Below are 25,148 nucleotides of genomic sequence, written 5' to 3' on the forward strand. Positions count from 1 at the left end.
GCTCCTTAGCCTACGCCCTTTAATGGTTCGGGGACAAACGCCGCAAGTAATTGCTGTAAGTGTTCATTAAGATCAATTTTAGCTGTCATAGTCGAAGAACTTAATTCGGCCTGTCCAGGGACTAACTCCGCCGAGACTTGCACTGTCATAAGGCTATCGAATGCCTTGGCTACTGAAGCAAAATCATCATTTGAAACCTGCAGTGTTAAAGCACCTTGCCCTACTCGTTCGCAGACTTGGTCGGTTAACCGTTTGATTAAAAATGCAGACAACTCTTGTTCTTGCATCCAAGTAGTCAGTACTTTTTTAATTTGCTCGGCAATATTGGCATGCAACTTATCGGTAAGCGCTTGGATTAACTGTGCTTCGTTATAATGCCAGCTAATGGCCTCGTCGATGGCCATAGTTTTAGCTTGCTGTTGCCATTGGGCGCTAAGCGCTTGGGCATCTTGCTGTGCTTGCTGCAATATCTGCTCGCTACGGGTTTGAGCGGCATCACATTGACGGCGGGCTTTTTTGAGTGCTTTGGCAATTCGCGTGCGAACTAAGTGTTCCATATCCGCTAGCTCACTCGCCCGATGTAACGCTGTTGCACTGATCAAATGGTTGCCTTCACGACGGATCTCGCAGGCGCGCACCTCAATTGAAAATGGGTTCATAGTAGTCGCTCCAATCTCATTAACCAGCGAGGAATATCCAAGGACATAGGGACTAAGGAGTCCGCTTTACATGGCAAAGTTGCTGGCACAGGTAAGGTCAAGGCTAATGCCCGCCAAAACGGTTTGTTTCCCCATAATTGTGCTATCAGGGTAATGGCGCAGGCCTGGGCGACACTAACTAACTCTGTCGCCGTCACTTCGTCTCGATAGTCATATGTCGCAAGTTGGGGTCTCTGGGGCCACAAATTCCAAATTTGCTGAATTTGTGCCTTGCTTAACTCTTGACGCAAGGCATCACGATATTCACGTAATGACACATAATCAGGCCGGTTGAGGAGAAAAAGCCCCAACGCCGTCACTATGGCACTGAGTTTATGTCGGCAGACTAATAGGTTAGCCTCGAGATCATTAAGTTCCCATGGCAAAACTTGGTCTGCCAAACCATAACGGGAAACCACAACCGCTTCAATTCGCTGCGCTAAGCGGGTACCAGCTTGATACTGTGCCTGCCAAAAGGTTAATTGTAATTCTTGCCACCAGCTCGGATGCATAGTCGCAACAGGTTGCCAAACGAGACGATTAAAGGTCAATAATGCTGGCGATAACACTCGACTTAACGTGTTTTGGCCAGTCGCTTCGCCCCATGTTCGTGGTAGATTAGAGGTCAAGTCGTCCATAGTTCCTCCAGAAAAAATTGCTATGTTTATTTGCGTCTCATCCACCACATACCGCCAATGCTGAGTAGCATTATTCCCGATAAGCTGATCACTAACGGCAACTTGTACGCTTCGACCTGGGCTAATAATTGGGATGAACTACTGCTAGTGGGCTGAGTAATGGCTTGATAGCGATAACTTGCGGCTTGCAAAAAGACACTGATATTGTCGTAGCTCAGCCCAGGAACGGCATTCTGCACTAAGCTCTTAATCTGATTTTCCGTATTTGTTAAGTTAGCCTGAGGTGAATATTTAATGTATACAGAGGCCGACTTAGTTTGTGCAAGCTGACGCCCGGTGTCGGGTGCAGGTTCGGCAATCGACACCCTAGCGCTGATCACCCCATCCATACTCGACAAAGTACGCTCGAGTTGCTGCTCTTTTAGATAACCCATTTTCGCTTCCTCTTGGGCAGGTGAAGTCACTAACTGACCCGAAGGAAACAAATCCTCGATATTGGCATAATGAGGTTTAGGAAAGCCATTTTGCCTCAGTAATTCAACGGCATTGATAAATTGGTCTTTCTCTATTTTTAGAGACACATTGCCTGATTTTTGATCCGCTTCCGCACTGGCATCTATGTGATTGAGCATCAACAGGGCAACCATTTGATTCGCTTCATCTTGGGGAAGATCTCGATAGAGATCGACTTTGCACCCAGTCAACGCGAAGACGAGCAACAATATTGACCATTTAAAATATTTCATTGCATATTCACCAATTTGTTTATGGATTGGGATAAGGCGCCAGCAGTCTTTGCCGCCAGATCGACCTCAACAATGGCTTTACCCATCAAGAGCTGTCCGCCTAACATGGCCTCCGGAGAGGGTGAGTGGCCGACTCCTTGGCTTTCTGTACTCTGTATCACACCTTGTAATGGATCCGTAATCTGTGGCTGGGTCGCTATGTTCACCGCCTGACTGATATCCGATCCTCCTAATTGCATTAATTGTGAAAACTGGCTCGTTAAGTTAGGGTCTGTTTCTGTGGTTTTACTGGCTTGCTGGGCGGCTTTAGCAAGCTGACTTAGGCTATGAATTTCCATTGGAACCTCCACGCAACATCTGTGAAATAATTTCACTACGCCCAGCTGTTGGGCCTAAACCTGAAAATAAAAACCTCAATCCTTGGGCGGCTTCTGTCTGGCAAGAGGCTAATTCTCTTAGTGCTTTAGCGTTCTCATTTAAACCAAAGTAGATAAGGCTGGCACAAATATGTCTATCTTCATCATCGCTAATAAGTTGAGGGAAAATGGCTAGCAAAGCATAAGCTTGCGATGTTAAACCATGGTTTGAGGCGGCAATGGCAGCCTCAACTAACAGTTGTTTATCGGCACTGGTTAACATAATTAGTCCTTGCAATTGGGGGTTAAATCTTAGAAATGATCCCCTGGATCATGTCTTTAATCGCCTTTATCATGGCGCTCTCATAGCCGACAAAATTAGAGTATTGCTGCATGGCAAATTGGGCTTTGATCATCTTGTCAGGATCGTTCAAATCACCTGCAGACATCTTGGCCTGCACCTCTTGAGCCGAGCGCGTCGATAGCTGAGACAATTGATTGACTATGGCACTTAAGTCCATGGGACCTCCTTATGCGAAGTTTGCACGCAGTACGGTTGGGCTGCATAAATAACGTTTCTTAAACGATTCGGTAAAATGTGCGTGATTGCTAAAACCACTATCTAAGGCAATGTCGGCCACTTTCTTCTCGGTCACCATCAGTTGTTGACGGGCATAACTTAAGCGCCGTTCTAGCAACCATTGCTTTGCCGATACACCATAGTTTTTATAAAACAAGAAATTGAGTCGGCGTACTTCAATGCCTAAATCTTCGGCAAAGCGTGTGACTGGCCAAGGTTGCATAAAATTGCCCTCGAGATAGCTCAGCATCTTGTCGTTATGGGCTAAGAAGTAACGCATTAAGCCGGAAAAGTAACCGTTATCCATACCCAGACAGTACATAAAAATAAACTTAATCAATAAATTATGATTACCTTTCAACTGTTCAATGACATTGCTTAGCTCATCAAATACGGGGAGTATTTTTACTGATTCAAGTTGAAATCGATTCATCTCAGTGCTCGGGCCAATCAGATCGGCAATTTCGTGATATAAGGCGTGTAACTCCCCTGGATAACAAAAGATGCTCAACCAACTGTCACGACTCATGGCAGAGGCTGTAGCCTCCTCAGTGGTAACGACTAACTGATTGCTGTCTATCGCTAAGTTTTCACCCCGACAGTGGATTTTCCCTGGCTGTCGAAACAAAATTATTTGTATTGCACTCATATGGATTAGCCCTTACTGCAAACTATGATTCATTGTGAAACGCGAGCGGATGGGTTGACATCAGGTGTTAACCTGAGATCTGAATTCGCTTAAATGCAGCAGCGTCAACAACGACTTATTAGAAACTCACTGGTGGGATAAGAATTGAAGAACCGGCTGAAAGGAAAACGGTTGATACGCTAACCAGCATCCCTGCTGGTGGTCCGTAATGACTCAGGCTAAGTCACTGTATATATTGATTTAGCTAAAGCTATGACTCCTAGCGCACAGGTTGTAATTCGGCTAATTGCTGCTGTAGCATGTGTAGTTGCTGCATCACACCTGATAGTTGAACGTTGGATTTATCGAAGCGTGACTGTAGTTGCTCAAATTGATTTTGACTCTGCAGTAGCAATCCATCTTTCTCTGCAAGTTGTTGCTGTAATGCTTGATTAGTTCCTCTGAGTTGCTGACTTTGTTTCATACGGATTTCGGCATCAAATTGCGCCGTTTTTTCTTTTGCTTGGCTGTCTTTCACTGCTAACTGTGCCTCACTGAGTTTCATATTACCTTGCTGTGAAAGGGCTGAGGCTTGTAACTGACGCAGTTGGTATGCTTTTACGCTAGACACTTCTGCTTCGAGTGATTTATTTTGGGAAGTGCCTTTTAGCTTATCCAGTACCTTGGTCGAGGTATGGTCCACTAAACCGATAACCCCTTCTACGACAGGTTCGGCGCTTCTACGGGCCATGTTCACAATATTGACTGTGCCAGCAATGTGCGCAGGAAGTGAAGGAGGAGATACTACCGCACTCCATAAAGTGCCTACTGCTAGTGCAACTCTTGATGTAATAGAAACAGCTTTGCCCCACCACTGTGCTCTATCATCATTTACCCCCATCTTGCCTAATAAAGCATTTAAGGCATTAGCAATGGAATCGCTGCCCATGGCGAGTCCTTCGCCATGGGCAGCTTTACTGCGCCAGTCAGCAAACGCACAACCCGCATCGGCGACCGCTAAGGTAAAAGCAACGCCAGAGGCTATCAATAAGGGAACCCCTGCCCCCCCCGTGAGTATTGTGGCAGCGATAGACACGCCAAGCGCAATACCGGCAAAAGCCACCGAAGCGAGCTTACTAAAAAAACCGGACTTGGCCAGATCTACACCCACTTTTTTAGCCTCATCGGCAGCCTCTTTAGCTTCATTCCGTGTCAGTTGTGCCTTGGATTGAATATCAGTGACCTTAGCGTCGACTTCAGAGCTCAGGGGCACTTGTTTGGGATCAAAGCTGCCTAACTGCGTTTTAAGCAAGGCGCGGGCCGAACTGACTAAATCTAAACCGCTTAAAGTCGGGGATGATAAAGAAACATGTGTTAACTCATTCATAATAAACCTCTTTCAATAATATAAATGATGATTGCAAATCCTATTATCTATTGATTATTAAGAGCACTAAGCAATTGCTGTGCTTGATCCCCCACAAAATGGTGCTCTGGCTTACTGTAGCTCTGTGAGATGGCCATCTGTAACGCTTCGATTGCCGCGGCGTCATCATTTAAGCTCACAAAGCACTGCGCAATACGGAAACTCGCTTCGGGAGAGCAGGCATCCATCACGAGTGCATAACCATAGAAGGTCAAGGCATGCTGGTATTCACCTAGCCAATGTAGGCAAGACCCCAGTCCAAGATGAAAGCGTCTATCCCAAGGTTGGTGCATGACCAAATAGGTAAAATCGACAATCGCTGCTGCAGGCAAGCCCATCTGATATTTACTCGTGCCAGATTGGTAAATTAGCTCGAGATCTTGGCTCGTTAAACCCACTTGTTCAGCTAAGGTCTGTTGATTCACCAAAGCTAACTGGCAGGCGGCTTCAAGCTTTTCAAAATCTAATTCAATTTCATTATTTATCATTTTGGGTACCTTTAGTGGTTCAATTTGAATGCATTGATGGCGTTCCACTCGACAAGGTGAAAATCCATTAATTAATATGAAAAAAGATGATGCTAATTCGTTTTTAGCCAGGTCAATATTAGCCAATAGGCGTATCAAATCGGATTGCAATCCTTTATCTGAATAACGAGAAAATCGTAAGCGATCCGATTGAATACCTTATTCATTGGCTTAAAATTTCGGCAAGTCTCCTGTGGTATGGAGTGTGATCGGCGCGAGGTCTCGACCCTGAGCATTATATTGGCTATCTAACGCAGTGCGATCAGCAGGGTGTTGAAGATCATAGCTTTTGCCATTTTGTCCATCGACCAAAAAACATTGGCCCGAATCGAAGTGAAACAAGTTCATGGCATGGGAGTCTTTTCCCCCACTGACAGGTACTGTAATTATTGCCCGCTGTCCTTGGGGCAAGGCGCTCAATAGTAACGAAGAGACTGATTGTTCAGGCAATAGCCCTATCGTTTGACTCTGAGCCGTAACTTGACTAATAACACCAGCTCTCGTATCTATCGCTTCCCAAAACTTGAGCGGAACGACGCTATCATTTTGTCGATCCAACATGAGTCCCATATTGATATCGACAGCCTTAGCGCAGGTTATACAATTACGTAGTGCAATCGCACCTGAGTTGCGTCCAACAAGGTAATCGAAGACGTTCTGCATGCCTCCTTGCAGCTTATGCGGGTTAGCTTTAGTCGCGAGATAATGCAAGCCTTCATTGATATTCAGCTGAAGTAATTTATAGCAGTTATCACCTGTAGTGGTGGTTTGGTGCTGCCCTATGCCTTGGTAGAATGTCGCTTCATCGGCATAAACATCCGCTTGGGATTCGCCAAGATTAATATCCTCGTCGCATAAGATAAAATCATCAACATTGTCTAGCTGTTGTGCATCTTTGGGGGCGGGTAAACCATAAAGAGCCCCTAAATTGGTATTGCCTACTTTGGCCTGATATAACACTCGTGCGAGCCCTTCGTCCTCCATGCCATGAGCCGCTACGCAATTGAGTAATTCGTAGCGAGACGGTGTGACGGCATAACGCAATGAATTGTCCTCACTGCTCATAAAACCTTTGGCCGCTAAGTCACTGATATTTTTATAATCACCTGAATATAAAGCCTTTTTAAGCAATTCACCTCGAAACTCACCATTTGTTTCGGCGCGATTGGAAAACGTCCACTGAAGATCGCCAAATTGAGCGACAAAGGTCGCGGCTTCGCAGTCATTGGTGAGGACTCCAGTAAACAGTTCACTGCTAAAGCGAGGATCTGCCAAACTATTTCGCAAGGCTTGCTGTACAGCTTGATTGTCAGACATACATTGAATATTACCTTCAATGTATTTTTCCAGCGTGAGTGCAGAGGCCATTTTTCGTAGGTCATCACTGGCCGTTATTGTGGTTTTTACTGCGGCAACTTGATAGAAATGCGTGTCTATATCGCGGTTATCCGTTTGATAAATTGTTCGGCCACCAATACTTAGCAACATACGCCATTGCTCACCATTGTCGCCTAGAGCCAATGTAAATTTGGCTTGATGCTGATCGACTGCTAGATTACGTAATGCACAAAATCTTTTTGCCACTTGGGAAGGAGTGAGATCGCCAGGCTCGGTTACTTGCTGATATAAAGCTTTTATCGCTTCGAGTTTCACGCCACCACGAAACCAATCGAGTATTTTGTCCAGTAAGCCCATTTTCCCAGCTTCATCTAAAGTGTTGGCGGTGAGAACCCGCTCTAAGCGGCTCTCGTTAAAGTGATAGGTATGTTGCCTACCCAATGCAACTTCGACAGTCATATTTTTGCCTCTTAAGTGACCATGCCCATGAACAGCGTTTGTTTGACCTAGTAAACCAACCAAGTCTCGCCATTCTGATTAACTTCCTTGGCGCCTTGTTTGAGCAATACTTCTCTCAGCGCCTGACGGGCGAGACGTTGTGCAGGTCTGCCAGCATCATGGATTACCATGCCGCGGATCTGTTGAATATCCGGCAGACTTCGCCTTAAATGACGTAATTGTTCCACTAGCTGCAAAACCGCACTGCCGACCCCCGAGGTATTGCCTTTACTGCAAAAGTCACAAATGGTGAGAGTGTTGTCATCAACGCGAAACACCATTGACCAATGCGGCGTATCCCAACATTTACCCCACTCAAACTGACTGTTTTCAAAATAGGCAGGACTGACAGCCACCCCTTGACGGGCAAGATATTGACTTACACTATCCATATTGATCTCCTTAGTGTTAGGCCAGTACGGCCTAACACTTAATGATGTTGAATAGAAGCACTCTAGTTATGTACTGCCGCGCTAATGCGACCGTGCAATTCGACGAGATCTTTGATCAAGGAGCGCATCTGCTCTGAAATTTGTTTTGCTTTATCATTCAGATCATTAACACCCTTGATATAGCTTTGAGCGTTACTCGCCTTAAAATCACCTATAGTGCGTTCTAGCTCAGCCTCTTTGCTCATATTGGCACCGACTACTTTACCTGTGCCTTCAATCCCTTTACTAAACGCCCCACTCATGTGAGTCGCTGCATCGCCAAATTTACCCGACAACCCAACCCCAGCCATGCCTATGACGCCTCCGGCGATCTCTAGTACCCCCGTCCAGATGCTCGCTTCGCAGGCCTTATCAATAGCGGAACGTTTGTCATCCATTGCGGCAATTTGTACGTCCCAACCGAGTTGTTGCTGCTTAACGTTGTAGTCCTGTAATACGTTGCGTAATTTTTTAAACATCTCGGCCAATTTCAGCATAAGATCATTAATCTGCGAGATAGCATCCATACCGTCACTGGCACAGTTGTCATTCAATTGATCAGTCTTGTCTGTGTTAACGGGCGCTGGAGTGTGGCCTTGGCCCGAAATAATGTTGATATCTGTCATGGTAAACCTCACTTATACTGTTGAACCTGCGATACGGGCTTGTAGTGCGCCACTCTGACTGATGGCCTTACTGGCACCGTCTAAGCTGTCGCCTTGTTTTTCAATCAGATCTTTTACAGTTTTCATTTGCTGTTCTTTAGCTTTGTCGTACCACTCGTAGCAAAACTCTAAGAAATTCTGTTTTAAAATCAGTTCTTCAATTTGCTTTTGCAGTTTGGCTTTCTCAACGGCTATGCTGCCATCGGTAATCGCTTTTCCTGCACCAGCGGTCGCACGGATCACATCTAAGGTCGTAAAAGTACATGCCTTGATTGCTGTTTTAATCACTTCATGGCTAACCTCTTTCACCACTTGCTTAGTGATTTCCTCGGCAGTGACCTGGACGCCTTTCTTAATAGCCTGTTTGCCGACTTCTTCGACAGATCGAGTCACGAGTTGCTCAATCGCCTCTTTACTGAAGGCATCCATCAGACCGCTGGCAAGTTTACGTCCCCCCTGTTCAGCCGCTTCTTTTAAACCCTTACCTAAGTTAGCCATAACTTGGTCAGTAACTTGTTCGGCAACTTGCTTACCAACTTCTTTTGCGACATTAGTGACCGCTTCGGTAGAACCTTTAGTAATACCATCAACGAGTTTAGGAGCCGCTTCCTTCATCGCCGTTTCTGTACCTTTGGCAATTGAACGTGTCGCTGAAATTGCCCGCCCTGCTTGGAAGATATCCAGTGCCATGCCCACTATTTCGCAACCTAATTGCACTTTGCCTGCCACATCAATTACGCTCTGGCATTTATCTTTATCTGCCCCGCATAAGATGGCGGTTTCTGCTGCGGCTTTAACCATGCCAGCAACCCCTGCTGCGAGATAGGCAGCACCTCCGGCAATTTCTAATGCGCCCCCTGCTACATCACCAACCGCACAGCGTAAGGCGCCTTCAACCAACTTAATTACACCGTAAATGGCCTCAACCGCTCCGACAATCCAGTCGAAAATGGCTCCGAAAATTCCACCCTTATGGGCCTTATCAGCTTGCTCGATAGCTTTTGCCAGTTGCTCTTGATATTCCTTCACCTTTTTATCGCGCAGGAACTCTTGAGTATCGGTCATTATCTTGCTAGCTTTCATGGCCGAGCTTGCTGTGTCTGCGAAGGTCGAAATACTGAGATTCGCAGCCATCATGACCATGGAATCCATAGACGCTTTTTCTAATGAATTCAATGACCCCAATCCACCAACAGTGCCCGTCTTAGGATCTGGGGTAAAAAAGGGCGTTAAAATACGCTGCAATGCCCTTTGTGCATCTTTCATTGTGACTGGACCTTGATGCTGATCTTTATGCTCAGTTTGAGTGAGCGTCACAGGCATGGACCAGTCGGGCAAACTTGCTTTGCTAACAGCATGCGCCTGGGCGCTAGCGTAATTGGCCGACACATTCTCAGGACTTCTTTCCGATACACTGTTAATTGACATGGGAATTCTCCTTCGCGAGTGTGGCCAGTCCGCGCAGTGCACTGGCGGCAATCCCAGTGCTCTCTGGGTGGCCTTCACACCAACGTAGACTGGCGTTAAAGCTTCGCTTAGCATAATCATGGTTACCTAACGCCAAGTAGCTCAAACCAGCATGGTAAGCGGGTAAAGGATTATCGACTTTGATCATCCCTGCCCGGCCCAAACAGAAAATGGCCTCTTCATGTTCGTGTAACTGCTGGCAGCATATTCCTAGAGAAAAGCAATAGTCGTAATTCCATTGATCTATGCGTATCAAGAGGTAAAAGATCCGCTTCGCCCCTTGTTGATCTCGGCAGGCCATTAACTGCAACGCGTATTGGTACAACACATTCAAGTCACTTTGCTCGACGTCAGCCAACATACGCAGTGAGCCGCCCCGTTGCAGAAAATGTTCAAGTACTTCAAATTCTTGCTGTTTCATTACTGACTCCCTAGCGGACATTTTGGGCGATAGATTTATTCATCTCGGCCAACATGGTCTGCATGCTATTGAGTAAACTGACGGTCACGTTATAGGTCTGCATCATTTTTTGCAGTTGCAGTTGTGACTGGGAAACAAAGTCAGAGGCGCGATTTGAGACCGATTCCAAAGCCGATTTCACTGCTTGCAACTTGCCTTTATCTAGTCCTCCTGCAGCGCCAAGGGCATCGGCAATCTGTTGCATATGCGCCTTACTGATGTTTTGCCACGATTGCCGTCCAACTTCGGGAAGACCCCAGATAAAATCACAACAACGCTGACCATCGACCTTGATCCCGTGTTCATCCATATAACTAACCACATCTTGCCAACTCGCCGATTGCATTCCTTCTGGTCCAGCAGCGGCAATTTTGTCGAGTAACTCTTTCATATAAACAGCGGAGGGATCATTGTGGGCGAGATAAGCGCAGATGCTCATTCCATCAATTTCAAAGCCATTGTCACTCATATACTTAACGACATCGGCTGGCAGATTTGCCGTGGCTTTATCACCTTGCTTCGCGACTTGGGCTATCGCCTCATCGACCCGATTCGCCATGTCTTGGGCTTGGCGCGACACATCAGCCTTTTGCTGCATTTGGCCATATTTGGCATCGGCTAGTTCTGACAGCAAATTCATAAACATATACAGTACGGCTATGCCACCAGAGAGCACTGAATCTCCGCGAGACGCTATCAAAGCTTTCACCTCATCCGACGCTTGACTGTTGGTAATGCTGGTACCTTGAGTTGCTACATTTGTAATTTCCACAATGATGACCTCCAACAAGAAACGATAACGCGTTAAATTAACGAATGTTTTGCGCAATCGACTTGTTCATTTCCGCCAGCATGGTTTGCATACTGTTTAACAAGCTGACGGTAACGTTGTAAGTCTGCATAATTTTCTGCAGCTGTAGCTGGGATTGTGAAACAAAGTCAGAGGCACGATTCGATACAGATTCCAACGCTGCTTTCACCGCTTGTAACTTACCTTTATCTAACCCTTTGCCGTCGGGGTCATTCTTGGCAAGGTACTTATCAATGGTCATACCATCTATAGTGAAACCATTGTCGTGCATGTATTTCACAACATCATCTGGAAGTTTACCTACGGCTTTATCACCATCTTTAGAGACGTTTGCAATGACCTCATCCACCTGGTTTGCCATATCCTGCGCTTGACGAGAAACATCGGCTTTTTGCTGCATTTGACTGTATTTTGCATCGGCTAATTCAGAGAGCAAATTCATAAACATATATAAAACTGCAATTCCCCCTGAGAGCACAGAATCACCGCGTGAAGCGATTTGATTTTTAACGCTTTCAGGTTGTTGAGAGTTAATAATGCTAGTGCCTTGATTGCCTACATTTGAAATATCCATAATAACACCTCATTGATTATTTAAATTAAATATGACCTTCCATATTGTGATTACATATAACTCCTGACTTTTTTAATTTTAACTTTATTACTCACTCCATCTTTAGACGTCGAACTAATGTCATTATCAACGTCACCCGACTCAATTTGCCCTAATAAATTAAATTGTGTTTCGAGACTTTTAAAATTACTTTCCAATTCACTGACTTTGTTCATTACAGTGTCTTGCTGTAATTCAAACCCTCCTGGAAACGCATTCTTTAACTTAATCAACTTAGCTAATGCTTCAGGATCTCTATCGGAACGTTCTACGAGTAGGTTTATTTCTTCTTGTAGCGATTGAAATTCTTTAAGATGTTCTCCAAGTGCTGCTTTACGTTGCTGAAGATCTTGCATAACTGACTTTATATCATTGAACATATCCATAACTAACTCCTTGACTCATATATTAATACTATTTTGAATTGAAGATACCTAAAAACAATGAGAATAAAATAAAACTGGTCAAACCACTTAATTGAAGTTTAAACCTATTTTTTATAGCGTGAAAAAAGTGTGTCTATCACTATTTCAGCGGCATCGATAGCTTCATCTAATAATGGAAATATTCCACTATTACCAGATAAGATATTACTGCGCATTTTAGCTAGTCTATTATGGTAAGCCTCCCGTTTATAATTATGTAATTTGATATCATCCTCAAGCTGTGTAATTCTTGACATAATGCCTCCTAAAAAATAAGTGGTACATGAATTAACTCACCGGCTCTACTGAGATCTAATCCATGAATGTTCATATACTCCACGACATAACCATTATCTAATTTGCTACCCGTTGATAACCGAACACCACTCGATAACTCTATGAATGGAGACTGTGCATTACCACCATAGGTCACCACAGAAGCATTTAATAAATGATTAAGTTCGTCTCGTACTGGAATATTTTGAAATACTAATTTCAATCCACTGGCATGTGTTGGTTCTAATCCTTGCGCGACAGCCATGATCTGTTGCTGTTGTTGTTCACTGACTTTACCCGTCATGACGATGGCATCATTGATCCTTTCTATCATGAGACCGACGAGTAAATTTTTGTTTCGCAACGCGCAGATGAGCGGTTTGAGTTGACTGTCAACCTGATTGCTAACTTGCCAATTAACGAGTCCGGGCAAGTTATTCAAGCTAGACACTGCTTTATCCCAGGGCTCCCCTGATTGAATCGCGCCCGAGATGATGACATTACCAGGCTCAGTCCCTAAGGTTACAAGGGCATTGGCAAACCCATTTTGGACTAAGACATCTTTGACATTACGTATCAACTGATCGCCGCAAGTGGTCTGCTCTATAAATAAAATACCTTGTCCTTTGATGTCACCAAGAAACCGCGCCATACGTTGTGAATCTTGGCAAAAGCCGCTCAGCGTCACCACGCCATCCTTTGACCAATGAGCTTGGACTCCGTTTAAGCCATCGGTCTGCAACTGCTGCGATAACCATTGTGCTTGTGTCAACTCGGCGATAGGCATCTTCGCAGGCGCTAATAACACTGTCGTTAATAGCACCATTGAGAGCATTGAAACTGTCGCCAGTAACCACCACGACTTCTTTGCCTTTGTTTGACAATGTGATGGCATTGCCTGTTGCTTTAATTCATCGCTGCTGTGACCTAAGAGGATACCCACACCTGCGAGTTCAATTGCTTGCCCCAATGGCAACATGTTGGCTTCGGTGACAGGCTGTCCAGCTATCCAAGTCGGTACCCAAGACTGCAGCCGAACCCCCGTTACATCGATCAATAAATCCACTTGTTCAGCGTGTTCGAGTGTGGCTAACACATCACCATCGGGTCCTATGCTTAAGCTGCCAAGAGGCAAAGATAACTCTCGTCCTTGCAATGGACCGTTTAACCATAAGAGCTTGTATCCTGAAGACATATTAATCTCCTTGGTTAACGGGTTCCGCTTTGATCAGGAACAGACGCATCACGCTTTGAGTGTGGTGATCTGTGCTTCTAAACAAACCGCCCAGCAGTGGTAGATCGCCCAGTAGTGGGATCTTGTTCTGGGTCGTTTCATCTCTATCTTGTACGAAGCCGCCAAGTAACAGACTCTCCCCCGATTTCAGGGTCGCCTGGGTCGAGATCTCGGAGTTTTGTACTTGTGGTAATGGTTCACTGCGGCTCACTGCTTGGCTCTGTTGACCATCCTGAATATTGAGATCCAGCATCACAGCCTGATGGCCCACTTCATCAATTAATCTTGGAGTGACCCGTAATAGAGAACCTGTGGTCACTGATTCTAATTTAGCGACTTTATCTCCTTCTAACTTAGTGTAAAATGTCACATTTTTATCGAGTACTGCTTGCACATTGTTTAACGTCACTACTGAGGGACGTGAGAGTACTTTGGCCTTAGAGTTCTTCTCTAGTGCATTGAGGCGCAGCATGAAGTTGCCAGTGTTACCTATGACGGTGGAAAAATTGTCACTGCTATCACCACTGTTGAAGCTGACTGAACCACCGCCTAATTTGGCTGACGCCGACCAATCTATGCCTAGCTGTTTAAAGTCAGAGGCGTCCACATCGAATATCGATACAGACACTTCAATCATGGTGGGCTTAGTGTCGAGTTGTCTTATTAAAGAGCCATAAGTGGCCATATCACGGGCACTGCCACGGACTATGATGGCGTTTTGGCGAGGATCGGCGGCAAAGACTGGACCGCTTATATTACTCACTGAACCCGCCACGGCATTGGCGACTTGTGTACCTTGATCCATTTCTTTTAGCACTGTAACTAATCCTGGAATACTCACAGGTTGGCTACGATATTGATAGACCGAGTCGGTTGCAGATGCGTATTTCAGTGGATAGACTTTAACCGTTTCTTGGTTTTCTGTGGTTTGTTTAGCATTGGCATCGAGTTGTGCCGTGAGTTTGGTGACGCTGTTAATGCATTCGGGTACACCTGTGACTTGTAAGCCACTGATCCCTGCCATAGATTTAATGCTACAGACCCCCTTATCGAGTACTCCTGCACTGCGCAGGTAGTGATCGACCTTAGCCGCGGATAAGCTGGTTAGCGGTAGCACTTCACTATTAATCTCACTGGCTTTGTAAACATATAAGACGTCGTTGTTGTAGTACCAGACTAAACCATAACGACGGGTGAGATCTTGGATAATGGATTGAGGATCTTGCTGTTGTATTTGGCCAATATAGTTGTCGTTGACCTTATTACTGACAATGACAGGTACGCCATAATTACTGGCAAAGTCTTGGATGACTGAGGTTAGCGCTGTACCTCGACTGATCATGACAAAGGGCTCACCTTGCCATTTAATGTTTGTCAGTGGTGCAGCCTGAGCTAGGCCCATCTGACACAGTAACAGTAAACTGAGTAGTTTTTTCATACTGTCCTCCCGATGAGCGAGGCTCGATTGCTATCAACAGGTTTAAGCAGGCTCTTTTCGAGAAACCTCGCTATTGCAAGTTGCATGACAATCCCTTGAGACAAAGCTTCATCATCTTGAATTTCATCGTAATAACGCCATAACAACCAGAGGTCTCCTCTTAACTGAAGGCCACAATCTAAGGCGTGATCGCTGGCGGCTAGTGCGAGCGTTGCTTGTGTTAGCCAATCCGCACTGATTTCGGTCGAAATCGCTAGCACTATGGCAATGGATACTGAGGTGTCCGTGTCGATAACGAGAGCTCGTCTTTCGGCTAAGGTCCAAGTCGTGTTTCCTTCGACGCTTTGGCTGGCCAAGAAGCCACTTTCAATCAATCTCGTTAGCATTTGTACACCCGGTTTTACTTGCATGGGATCAGTATGTAAGCATCCAAGCCTAGCGCCCATCAGGTGAACACCTTAACTACCTAAGGTGTGTCGATAAAACAGCCAAGCCTCAGGCATTCACCTGATAGCACTGGCTGTAAATGTGGTTAAGATGAGAAAATGGTTCGAGTGGATTTCGAAGTTCATGCAAGAACAAGATAAGTAGCGTATTTTTAACTGACTAAGGCCGAAATAAGATGAACAGAGAACATAGATGAAGATCCGATGGAAGTTTTCCTTGGTCACTAAACTCACAGTCTCCTTTATGTCTGTGCTCGTTGCCCTGTGGCTGATGATTGAATATCAATCCTATAACAACACTTTCAAGCATACACTCGAACGCTCCCTCGTCGCCTTTAGTGAACTCAGCGGACTACGGGCCGAGGTCAGCAATACACTGTTCGCCGATGCCAGTTATGATGCGCGTCAGCTCAATAAGCAGCTCAAGCAGTTCGCTTCGATGGACAAAGTGAATGCCCAAGAAATTGTTTCTCATTATTTTCCATTTCAAGCGAAAAGCCATGACGATACTTTGGCCATGTGGGTGGCGCAGACGTTTGGTAATGCGGGACAGCACAGATACTTAGATACTTTCATCTTGAAGCCTAATGAAGGTATTACTATTTATGCGGCGTCTGATGCTAATGATGAATATTTTAAAATTCGTTTGCGCGAGATAAAACAGCTCTCAGTACAAACGTCGACAACGGGTTATCGTTGGGGAACACCGATCAAGGACACGAATTCTGAGGACTACCACTTAAGTTTCAGTTACTCGAGTGACCCGCAGGATCCCCTATCACCCCAAGTCGGTTTTAGTATCAATTTAGCGTCGGCCATGTCACTGAATAATGCCTTAGGACCTGGGGACATTAGCTTTTTCATGACACCTCAAGGAGAGCTATTCTCTAAGTCGACCTTAACCTTAACTCCGTCAATACTTGTTAAACTGAAAGACGAATTTAGTCGTGCTGAGCCAAACGCTAAGAGTACCGCACACGCACAGGGCGATTACTATGTCATAAAAGAGCATATTCAAGGTCCAGGCTGGCAACAGATCACGTTAATTTCTGGTGTCTACCTTAAAGATATGGCGTTGATGCCTTTCTTTAAAGAGCTGCCATGGTCTCTGTTATCTTTAGTTTTTATGGCAATTATCCTACTGAATGTATTACGTATTAACCTTGCCAGGCCTATAGGCCACTTCGTTAATATCATCAACAGTGCCAGCCAGCCGACCTTCGAGCGCCGACTGCCGCAGAATCGTAATGATGAGCTAGGGCAAATTGCGAAAGCCTATAATCATCTACTCGATACAGTAAAAGAGAACTATGATGAGTTAGAACAAAAGGTCACCCTGCGTACCCATGAATTAGCCTTGGCAAAGCAAGAAGCCGAAAAGGCTAATGAACGTAAAACCGAACACCTCACAAATATCAGCCACGAAATTCGCACTCCACTAAATGGTATTACTGGAGCGCTCGAATTGCTGCGAAATACCCAACTAACACCTAAGCAAATGGATTTGCGTGATACTGCATATAATTGTGCCAATTCTTTACTGGCCATTATCAATAACTTATTAGATTTTTCCCGTATAGAGGCCGATCAGATTGAATTAAACTTACAGTCTTACCCCATTTTGAAGTTGGCTGATGATGCTATGATCACCATCCAATCTCGGGTCGTGAATAAACCCATCACCCTAAAATGCTTAGTCAATGCTAATGTAGCCGAGAAAGCGTTACTGGATCCTCTGCGTGTCAGGCAAATTCTGGTTAACTTGCTTGGTAATTCGGCTAAGTTTACCGAGGCTGGCCAGATTTTATTACGTATTGAAGTGGTTAAGCAGCATCTGTATTTTAGTGTGGAGGACACGGGGGTGGGTGTTGCCATTCAAGATCAGCAGCGTATCTTTGAACCTTTTGCACAAACTTGCCATCATAAATCGGGCACCGGGCTTGGCTTGCCAATCTCAGCGAAGCTCGCCAACAAGATGCAAGGCCAACTCACAATGTTTAGCACTTTGGGCGAAGGCAGTACCTTTATTCTCGATTTACCCTTAATTGATCCAACTGCGCCACTGTGTTTGCCCAATACACAGATTGTCGCCCCTTTGGCCTTACATCCACAACTCACACTTTGGGGAGCTTTGCCCATTGAAGGTGAGAATCCGGACTTAGCGTCTCCTGAACTGGCTCACTTGCCGGCTCGTTTATGGCAGAGGCTTTTTGAAATTCGGCACAACCTGCCGCATCAGCAACGTCAACATACCCCAACACTTCTTCCTTGGCAGTTAAAGATCCTCTTAGTCGACGATGTCGAAACTAACCGCGATATCATAAGTAAAATGTTACTTGAATTAGGGCAACAGGTTATTGCGGTTAGCAGTGGCGAAGCGGCGTTAGAAAAAGGGACTCGACATATCTTTGATCTCGTGCTGATGGATATTCGCATGCCAGGACTCGACGGCTACCAAACAACGCAACAATGGCGCCATAGTGAAGATATCCTCGATGGTGATTGCCCTATTTTTGCACTCACTGCCAATGCTAATCCTAAAGAGCATGACACAATAGAAGCCGCGGGAATGAATAGTTATATAACCAAACCAGTGTCATTGAAGCAGCTTAACCATGCACTCGAAGCCGCGGCCGATATGCAGTTGGATCGTGATATGCCACTCGTGATAAACAATGAAATCGATGCACCTATGATTGATTTTTCACAAACGGATCTGAATCATAGACTCTCCGTGCATCTGGCCGATATGGCACATCAGGCCAAGTTACATATAGGGAAACAGGCTTGGAAGGCATTGAGTGATGTATTGCATACCATCAAAGGCAGCGCTGGCTTAGCAGGTAAAAAAGATATCGCAAATGAAGCGGCTGACTTAGAGGTTGCACTCGAAGCTGAAGAATGTTTGAGCCTAGCGGAATTTAGCGCACTCGATAAGTTAATTCACAGATTAGATGCTGAAAGTTGATCTTAGACAGAAAGCGCAAGCACAGTCCAAACTGTGCTTGCGCCACGTCCGTCTTCATAATCCAAGCCTTTGTACCCAATGCATTAACTCGGCGACGTTATGCGCATTAAGTTTGCGCATTAAATTCATCCTGTGAGTCTCAACCGTTTTTAAACCAATCACTAAATCTTCGGCAATATCACGGTTGCGGCGCCCCTCACAGATGAGTTTTAGCACTTGTTGCTCGCGGGGGGTCAGCAAAGGCATATCCCCATCGACTACCCCACTCAAAGCGGCAATTTGTCTCTCATCTAAGCTAGGATCGATAAAGTTTTTACCCTTACATACACATTTGATTGCCGCTAACAGCGTGCTCTTAGGGCTATTTTTTAACACATAACCATTGGCGCCGACATCGAGCGCTTCCCGCGCACTTTTTTCCTCAACCGTCGCCGTTAACATGATAATCATCATCTCTGGCCAACGTTGTCTGAGCTGACGAATCACGTCAAATCCACCCATTCCCGGTAATTTCAGATCCATAAAAACCAGATCTGGTCTGAGTTTGAGGCATTTCTCGTATACCGCGAGTCCATCTTCAACCGATCCAATGAGATTAAGCTCTGGATAAGGCGCTAAACAACCCAGTAATCCGTCGAAAATCAACGAATGATCATCGACCACTAAAATATTGATCACTTTACCATGACTAAATTCCATATATTTCCTTAGACTCTAATACTCAAGATCATAAAAAAGTCTTTAAAACCATCGACGAACAAATCCCTTAACAGTATTAAAACCCGTTTAACCTTTAAGAAATAAGGAGTTAATCAGTTCTGGTAGTTATACAAAAATAGTAATCTTGGTGCAAGATTTAATGTCTAAAAAAGAAAGTTTAAATAGCGATAAGATTAGTTTTTAGCTCACTGGCAAGTCTGTTTCATTTCACAAATCTTAGGGCTGATGCCACTGAAGAAATGAGAACATACTTTATGTCAGGCCGTATCGTTCTTAACAGCAATAAAACTCTTAATGGCTGTAGTCAATAATTTTTACTGGTGGGACTTTAGTGTAGTTAGTAGATAAACCTTTGCAAAAATGTATCGGACCACTCAATATTTAACCAAAATCAGAAATCAGAAATCAGAAATCAGAAATCAGAAATCAGAAATCACTACTATTTAGTAAGTATTATAAAGAACAACTACTCGTTTATGAGCCATTTAGTAGTAAATCATCAAAATACAGACATAATCCCATTATTTATCTTTTTACACACTTATATTAACCAGTTAGTTTTCATTAAAATTATATTTCAAATAGAATCAATCATTAAAACAAAGAGGGTTAAATGATAGATAATATATTTATCCTTGACCCTGCGGTGTTGATTGATTTTGTGTAGGGACTTATGGCCATTGCCCCTAGATTCGAAGACTGTGAAGCCACATTTTTCGTAGTTATTGCTGATTTAGGTTTTGTCTGGTGCGATTTTGCTACGCATACTGCATCGCCAAAGATATTCATTAATCCACACGTGTAGCAGAACAACGAGTAATATTCCAAACACTTAGAAAGCATCGTCACACGGGAGACCAACTTTAAAGAGTGCATTGTTAATGCCAGCCCGCAGCTCCTTCAACGCCAACTCTTTTTCTTCAATTTGTATTAATTTTCGCTCAAGACATGCGCGCTTTTGAGCAACACTGAATTCATCCTCGATCCACACAGTTAATACATCTGCGATTTCACTCAGCGTAAACCCAAGCATTTTGGCATGCTTGATCATCTTCAATCGCTGCAAATCTACAGCAGAATAAACTTTATAGTTATTGCTAACATTAGGCTGCGGGATCTTATCAAGCAAACCTTGACGTTCGTAGTAACGCACAGTGTCCTTAGGTAATCCGGCTTTTACACATAATTCACCAATTTGCATCTCAACCTCTCAAAAGTAGCGTCAAAAACCTCTTGACCGTGGACCTAAGTCCTCAGTTTATCCTGTTGTAAGCATAATACCAAAGAGGATAAACATGCATGAAACCTTTTGACTATACGGGAAAAATAGCGCTGATCACGGGAGCTTCATCAGGAATAGGACTAACCTTTGCCGAGCACCTTGCTGCTCGCGGCGTATCACTTATTTTAGTCGCACGCTCGCAGGCCAAACTTGAAGCATTAGCTGACAGGCTAACAAAAAAACACCGTATTACTACAATGATCATTATTCAGGATTTAGGAGAACCTGACGCTTGCAAAAAGATTGTTGCAAAGCTTAATGAAGCGACACTTTCACCTGATTTATTAATTAACAATGCTGGGTTTGCCACCTATGGTGTCTTCGATGAGATTCCACTCATACGACAAAAAGAAGAGGTTTACATAAACTGTCTAATGCCGATAGAGCTGACGCATGCGCTACTCCCTGCGATGCTGAAGCGCGGTAACGGCGCAGTGATAAATGTAGCGTCAACCGCTGGGATGCAACCAGATCCATATATGGCATATATGGTGCGACTAAAGCCTTTCTCCTCGCCTTTTCCGAAGCACTATGGGCAGAAAACAGACAGCGCGGAGTACGTGTATTGGCACTGTGTCCCGGATCAACGGAAACGGCATTTTTCGACGTGGTTAATGCTAAAGAGGCATCAGTTGGTAAAAGAATGTCGGCTGATGCCGTGGTCATTATTGCCCTCAATGCCCTAGATAAAAATCGCAATTACATCATCTCCGGCTGCAATAACTGGCTACTTGGGCAGCTACAAAGATTTGTAACACGCAGGCGTTTATTAATTATCGCAGAGAAAATGCCGAGACCAAATACTCATTAAAACAAGGGCTTGAAATTATAAACATCTGCAATATCACTCTTTAACAACACCTTAACTCTGGAAAACAGACCTTATCTTTAAACTCATTTCAGGAGCCGAAAACCGTGGCTAACGCATGTTGGCCACGACACTGCAACGACTGCGTTATAGGGAAGTGCTTTCAAGATATGTTTCTTGCTTGTCGTTGAAACATCCTCATCTGTTTCACGAGCAGCAAAAATAACATAAGAAAATTCAGTCACGTGCTTCAACAAAGTCATGCCTTCATTGCACTAAACAAGCCTAACGACAGAAACAGACTACAAATGAGAATAATTACCCTTTATTACTGTTGTTATACACCAGACCAATATTCAAAACACACTCAGTTCTGCTCTATCTCGCTCAGAAAACTCGCTAAAATCTTCCGACTTTGAGCTAGTCTCACTGTTTTTGCGTCTAAAAGGTCAATCTGCTCGTGTAAGACATTACGTAACTCATCACACGGTTCAAAAACTGGGCCATCACCTCTCACACAAGGTAAAAATAGTTTAATGGTAGCAAGAGTCATACCTGCCAAGCCAAGCAACTTTATCCGCTCGACAGTCTGTAACTCTTTCTCAGAATAATCACGATACCCACTTGTGATGCGCATAGGCTTCAGTAGCCCTTCCGTTTCATAATAACGCAGCATTCGAATACTCACGCCAGTTTGCTTAGACAGTTCACCTATTCTCATTTTCCCCTCTTGACTCTTACACTACTGTCAGGGATTAGGATAGTGACTCTTTAATGTGAACTCAACTAGGAGTCAATAACATGTCTACTGAAATCAGCACATATCAGGCCCAATTAAATGGGCATCCGGTAAACCTTTCTGAGCTTACCCCACTAGCATTCGCGGGATTTGCCCACTTCAGTGCAATGCAAGTACGAAACGGCAAAATAAAAGGGTTAGATCTTCACCTAAGACGATTACGTAGGGCATCTGTGGAATTTTTTGGGATGGCTTTGCCGGATGAACTAGTGCAGTCCTATATCAAAAAAACAATTGGCGAGGGGCATGAAGACTTATCATTAACGGTTACCATCTTCTCACGTCATGGTGAATTTACAGCAGATAGCATGAATGCAGAGCCAGCCGTTCTCGTCCGCACGGGAGCCCCTTTTAATGGACCCAATGGCCCGTTAAGGCTCGCAGCTATAGACCATGAGAGACCACTACCGACAATAAAACATGTTGGTGAAGTCGGTAAAACTTACTTTCTACACCAAGCTATTCGCAAGGGCTTCGACGATGCAGCCTTCGTTGATAATCTTGGACATTTAAGCGAAGCCACGATATGGAACCTTGTCTTTTGGGATGGCGAAACGGTTATCTGGCCAAAGGCTAAAATATTGAATGGCACCATGATGAGCATAGTTCAACGACAATTAGAACATCTAAACATTCCACAACGCCACGAGACAATCACACTCAAACGTCTTAGCGAGCTATCAGGAGCAGCCGTAATGAATTCATGGTCCCCAGGGATATCAATCACCACTATTGGCACAGTTACGATTGCAGAAGCAAAGCCGTTTATCCGCTTACTTCATCAAGCCTTCGAGGCTGAACCCGCTAGCACAATTTAAAGATACTTCACTTACCTCTTCGCAACAGATGTGAAGAGGTAAGTTTAAGCATAATCTGTTCAAAGGCAGACCGCTCAACTTAGTATTCCTCAGCGGAATTACCAATAATTGCCCAACGCAGCGAAAATGAAACGAAATGCCAGATCATGCGGCAAAGTTTAAAGGATCACAAAAACGATCTGTCTAAATTGTTGTTAGCCTGCATACCGACTATTTTCAATTTCTGAGTGGATAAATTAAATAATAATATAAAATTAATACCATACTCAGTATTTAAAATTATGAACACCTTCTAAAAGCCCGCTAATAAAACAACAACCACCCCCTCTAAAACTCTCATATGTAATGAAGCACTGCGCGTCACTGCCCCCGCAGTCAACCGAGCCATAAGGACCCGTGATGATAATGGGTCGCATCCACTGAGAAATGAAGAAAACAATATTTAATAAACATGAACCGAAGGATGAGCGATATTAACCCACATCTAATTTAACACGATATGAGTGCTTTCTTGACCTGAAGTAATTTTAAGAATTAAGTCGCTAAGTTAGTTTCTTTAAGACAGATGTAAATAGATGTTCTAACTCGTGATACCACAATGCGGAAATGCATAAAAATGATGCCATCAAGGAATGCACTCAATAGTTGAGTGCATTCTAAAAAGTTAGAATACACACTTTGAGTTTAATTGAAATGTTAGGCAAACTCGGTCTTAGTTTTGCAACCGACAAGCCACATGGCTGCGGACAATCACACTCAGCAAGGTCAACAATGCGATACCTTCTATTCCAAGAAATGGTGGCACTATGACTATCATCGCGCTGAACAACAGTAATATATGCTTTAACTTGCCTTGCAGTACAAACCGGTCGCGCACAAACCATAAACCACACATGTATATAGCTACCGATATCGCGACAGTATAGTCGCCGACTAGCATACTCATCTTACTGTGATGGGTGATGATATCGACTATAACAGCAAACCCAGCCCCCACTGCGGCGCCACTAGCATAAATGAATAAGTGGCCGTAACCCCAAGTAAAGGCAAGGTCAGATCGTTGTTCTTGCAAATGGTCCTCTTTGGAAAAATACAACCACCACATCGAAAACAAAATCACCAACGACGACAAAGTAATATAGACCAAAGCGATATCAACATGCTCCGCTGTGATATCACCAAGCGCCATCGACCCAGCAAGCAATGTTTCGCCAAGAACTATGATATTCAGCAAGCCGTATCTTTCGATAATATGGTGTCGATGCCAGCTGGTGATGCCGTGGCGCTCAGCCAACATAGGGACAGAAACTTCAATTAATATCCCGAGGCCGAAACGCGCGAACAATACCGGCGCAGACAGTACCGACTGACCCAGCATGAGGCCTACCCAATAGACCTGCGCCACAGCAATACCTGCGGCGTACCATAGCGCCGTCTGTCTATGAATAGGATCGTGAAACGCCGCGCGTAGCCAAAGAATCACCATCGACAACCGCATAATCACAAAACCAATCACGATTAATGTCAAATCCAGCGAATGAAAAAATGGCTGAATACCCGCCGCCATCGTCAACGCACCGGCCATATTGCCCATGGTAAGCAAACGAAAAAACGCATCATCATTATCGTAGGCAGAAGCAAACCAGGTGTAATTCATCCACGCCCACCAAATGGCGAAAAATGTCCCCGAAAACTTCAACAAACCGTCAACTACGTGCGCTTCAGCAATAGCGTGATGCAAACCTGCGGCCGCCGCCGCGATGGCAATAACCGATACAAGATCGAACAATAACTCCAAAGGCGTTGAAGCGCGATGCGGCTCATGTGTATCACGCGGCACCATTGGTCGGCCGGTAAAGAGTTTACTAAGCATAGAGTTTTATCTTCATCTAGATTGTTCTGTCCGTCATCCGCGACAAGCTTAAAGAATTTTCCATTTAACGATAATGGCAATTACAGTGAGACCAGACCCCACCAATATAATGGTGGGCTAACGCCAAATGAGTCAGAACGTTTATATTGGAATGACTCTAAAACCGTGGCTAATCTTAC

Annotated in this window: 27 protein-coding genes and 1 pseudogene; 3 read left to right on the top strand and 25 right to left on the bottom strand. The window is 44.5% G+C overall.

The window, feature by feature from the left end:
- Positions 1 to 5: 5 nt before the first annotated feature.
- The 21 genes from FW758_RS18740 to FW758_RS18840 form a co-directional block, all read right to left on the bottom strand.
- Positions 6 to 659: a V-type ATPase subunit subunit G family protein gene (locus FW758_RS18740; RefSeq protein ID WP_446446191.1), complete on the bottom strand. Its 654-nt coding sequence runs from the start codon at positions 657 to 659 to the stop codon at positions 6 to 8.
- A complete protein-coding gene (locus tag FW758_RS18745; RefSeq protein WP_446446192.1) occupies positions 656 to 1,336 on the bottom strand; it encodes a type III secretion system domain-containing protein in 681 nt (226 codons plus the stop codon). The genes FW758_RS18740 and FW758_RS18745 overlap by 4 nt, the downstream gene beginning before the upstream one ends.
- 26 nt (positions 1,337 to 1,362) lie before the next feature.
- Entirely contained in the window at positions 1,363 to 2,082 is a 720-nt protein-coding gene (gene sctJ, locus FW758_RS18750) for a type III secretion system inner membrane ring lipoprotein SctJ (protein WP_259506604.1), read from the bottom strand.
- Positions 2,079 to 2,420: a type III secretion system inner rod subunit SctI gene (gene sctI / locus FW758_RS18755; RefSeq protein WP_446446193.1), complete on the bottom strand. Its 342-nt coding sequence runs from the start codon at positions 2,418 to 2,420 to the stop codon at positions 2,079 to 2,081. Before sctI ends, sctJ begins: the two co-directional genes overlap by 4 nt.
- Entirely contained in the window at positions 2,407 to 2,721 is a 315-nt protein-coding gene (locus FW758_RS18760) for an EscG/YscG/SsaH family type III secretion system needle protein co-chaperone (protein ID WP_432359441.1), read from the bottom strand. The genes sctI and FW758_RS18760 overlap by 14 nt, the downstream gene beginning before the upstream one ends.
- 22 nt (positions 2,722 to 2,743) lie before the next feature.
- A complete protein-coding gene (gene sctF, locus FW758_RS18765) occupies positions 2,744 to 2,959 on the bottom strand; it encodes a type III secretion system needle filament subunit SctF (RefSeq protein WP_006081445.1) in 216 nt (71 codons plus the stop codon).
- Positions 2,960 to 2,968: 9 nt separating this feature from the next.
- Positions 2,969 to 3,667 carry a helix-turn-helix transcriptional regulator gene (locus tag FW758_RS18770; RefSeq protein ID WP_446446194.1) on the bottom strand — a complete coding sequence of 233 codons (699 nt, stop codon included), beginning with the start codon at positions 3,665 to 3,667 and terminating at the stop codon, positions 2,969 to 2,971.
- A 259-nt stretch (positions 3,668 to 3,926) separates the two neighbouring features.
- Entirely contained in the window at positions 3,927 to 5,033 is a 1,107-nt protein-coding gene (locus FW758_RS18775; RefSeq protein ID WP_446446195.1) for a hypothetical protein, read from the bottom strand.
- Positions 5,034 to 5,080: 47 nt separating this feature from the next.
- The gene (locus FW758_RS18780) at positions 5,081 to 5,560 is read right to left on the bottom strand and encodes a SycD/LcrH family type III secretion system chaperone (protein ID WP_446446196.1); all 480 of its coding nucleotides are present in this window, start codon (positions 5,558 to 5,560) and stop codon (positions 5,081 to 5,083) included.
- A gap of 210 nt (positions 5,561 to 5,770) precedes the next feature.
- Positions 5,771 to 7,396 (bottom strand): hypothetical protein, encoded by a 1,626-nt coding sequence (locus tag FW758_RS18785; protein ID WP_446446197.1) that lies wholly within the window; start codon positions 7,394 to 7,396, stop codon positions 5,771 to 5,773.
- Between the two features lie 47 nt (positions 7,397 to 7,443).
- The gene (locus FW758_RS18790; protein WP_347097771.1) at positions 7,444 to 7,827 is read right to left on the bottom strand and encodes a secretion protein; all 384 of its coding nucleotides are present in this window, start codon (positions 7,825 to 7,827) and stop codon (positions 7,444 to 7,446) included.
- Positions 7,828 to 7,889: 62 nt separating this feature from the next.
- Positions 7,890 to 8,492: a pathogenicity island effector protein gene (locus FW758_RS18795; RefSeq protein WP_006081439.1), complete on the bottom strand. Its 603-nt coding sequence runs from the start codon at positions 8,490 to 8,492 to the stop codon at positions 7,890 to 7,892.
- 12 nt (positions 8,493 to 8,504) lie between these two features.
- The gene (locus tag FW758_RS18800) at positions 8,505 to 9,959 is read right to left on the bottom strand and encodes a type III secretion system translocon protein (RefSeq protein ID WP_446446198.1); all 1,455 of its coding nucleotides are present in this window, start codon (positions 9,957 to 9,959) and stop codon (positions 8,505 to 8,507) included.
- Complete coding sequence (locus tag FW758_RS18805; RefSeq protein WP_446446199.1) at positions 9,949 to 10,419, bottom strand: SycD/LcrH family type III secretion system chaperone; 471 nt, start codon at positions 10,417 to 10,419, stop codon at positions 9,949 to 9,951. Before FW758_RS18805 ends, FW758_RS18800 begins: the two co-directional genes overlap by 11 nt.
- A 10-nt stretch (positions 10,420 to 10,429) precedes the next feature.
- Entirely contained in the window at positions 10,430 to 11,230 is an 801-nt protein-coding gene (locus FW758_RS18810; RefSeq protein WP_446446200.1) for a secretion protein EspA, read from the bottom strand.
- Between the two features lie 37 nt (positions 11,231 to 11,267).
- Positions 11,268 to 11,843, bottom strand: coding sequence for a secretion protein EspA (locus FW758_RS18815; protein WP_006081435.1), 576 nt, complete (start codon positions 11,841 to 11,843; stop codon positions 11,268 to 11,270).
- 50 nt (positions 11,844 to 11,893) lie between these two features.
- Entirely contained in the window at positions 11,894 to 12,268 is a 375-nt protein-coding gene (locus FW758_RS18820) for a hypothetical protein (RefSeq protein WP_446446201.1), read from the bottom strand.
- Positions 12,269 to 12,372: 104 nt separating this feature from the next.
- The gene (locus FW758_RS18825) at positions 12,373 to 12,564 is read right to left on the bottom strand and encodes a hypothetical protein (protein WP_014357984.1); all 192 of its coding nucleotides are present in this window, start codon (positions 12,562 to 12,564) and stop codon (positions 12,373 to 12,375) included.
- An 8-nt stretch (positions 12,565 to 12,572) separates the two neighbouring features.
- Positions 12,573 to 13,778, bottom strand: coding sequence for a type III secretion system inner membrane ring subunit SctD (gene sctD / locus FW758_RS18830; RefSeq protein WP_446446202.1), 1,206 nt, complete (start codon positions 13,776 to 13,778; stop codon positions 12,573 to 12,575).
- A gap of 1 nt (position 13,779) precedes the next feature.
- Complete coding sequence (locus tag FW758_RS18835; RefSeq protein WP_446446203.1) at positions 13,780 to 15,255, bottom strand: EscC/YscC/HrcC family type III secretion system outer membrane ring protein; 1,476 nt, start codon at positions 15,253 to 15,255, stop codon at positions 13,780 to 13,782.
- Complete coding sequence (locus FW758_RS18840; RefSeq protein ID WP_227257042.1) at positions 15,252 to 15,641, bottom strand: hypothetical protein; 390 nt, start codon at positions 15,639 to 15,641, stop codon at positions 15,252 to 15,254. Before FW758_RS18840 ends, FW758_RS18835 begins: the two co-directional genes overlap by 4 nt.
- A gap of 253 nt (positions 15,642 to 15,894) precedes the next feature.
- On the opposite strand from FW758_RS18840, the gene FW758_RS18845 reads away from it, so the two are divergent.
- Positions 15,895 to 18,669, top strand: coding sequence for a two component system sensor kinase (locus FW758_RS18845; protein WP_446446204.1), 2,775 nt, complete (start codon positions 15,895 to 15,897; stop codon positions 18,667 to 18,669).
- Between the two features lie 54 nt (positions 18,670 to 18,723).
- On the opposite strand, the gene FW758_RS18850 is transcribed toward FW758_RS18845, so the two are convergent.
- Positions 18,724 to 19,368, bottom strand: a complete 645-nt coding sequence (locus FW758_RS18850) for a two component system response regulator (RefSeq protein ID WP_259506648.1) — start codon at positions 19,366 to 19,368, stop codon at positions 18,724 to 18,726.
- A gap of 853 nt (positions 19,369 to 20,221) precedes the next feature.
- Complete coding sequence (locus FW758_RS18855; protein WP_006081427.1) at positions 20,222 to 20,590, bottom strand: MerR family transcriptional regulator; 369 nt, start codon at positions 20,588 to 20,590, stop codon at positions 20,222 to 20,224.
- Positions 20,591 to 20,688: 98 nt separating this feature from the next.
- Between FW758_RS18855 and FW758_RS18860 the strand changes: the two are divergent.
- Positions 20,689 to 21,482, top strand: a pseudogene (locus FW758_RS18860) (SDR family NAD(P)-dependent oxidoreductase).
- Positions 21,483 to 21,846: 364 nt separating this feature from the next.
- Here FW758_RS18860 and FW758_RS18865 read toward each other — a convergent pair.
- A complete protein-coding gene (locus FW758_RS18865) occupies positions 21,847 to 22,200 on the bottom strand; it encodes a MerR family transcriptional regulator (protein WP_446446205.1) in 354 nt (117 codons plus the stop codon).
- Between the two features lie 80 nt (positions 22,201 to 22,280).
- Here FW758_RS18865 and FW758_RS18870 point away from each other — a divergent pair, with 80 nt between their 5' ends.
- Positions 22,281 to 23,096 carry an aminotransferase class IV family protein gene (locus FW758_RS18870; protein WP_446446206.1) on the top strand — a complete coding sequence of 272 codons (816 nt, stop codon included), beginning with the start codon at positions 22,281 to 22,283 and terminating at the stop codon, positions 23,094 to 23,096.
- A gap of 712 nt (positions 23,097 to 23,808) precedes the next feature.
- On the opposite strand, the gene FW758_RS18875 is transcribed toward FW758_RS18870, so the two are convergent.
- Entirely contained in the window at positions 23,809 to 24,969 is a 1,161-nt protein-coding gene (locus FW758_RS18875) for a low temperature requirement protein A (protein ID WP_446446207.1), read from the bottom strand.
- Positions 24,970 to 25,148 lie beyond the last annotated feature (179 nt).

This window comes from Shewanella sp. 1180_01 (assembly GCF_052850535.1).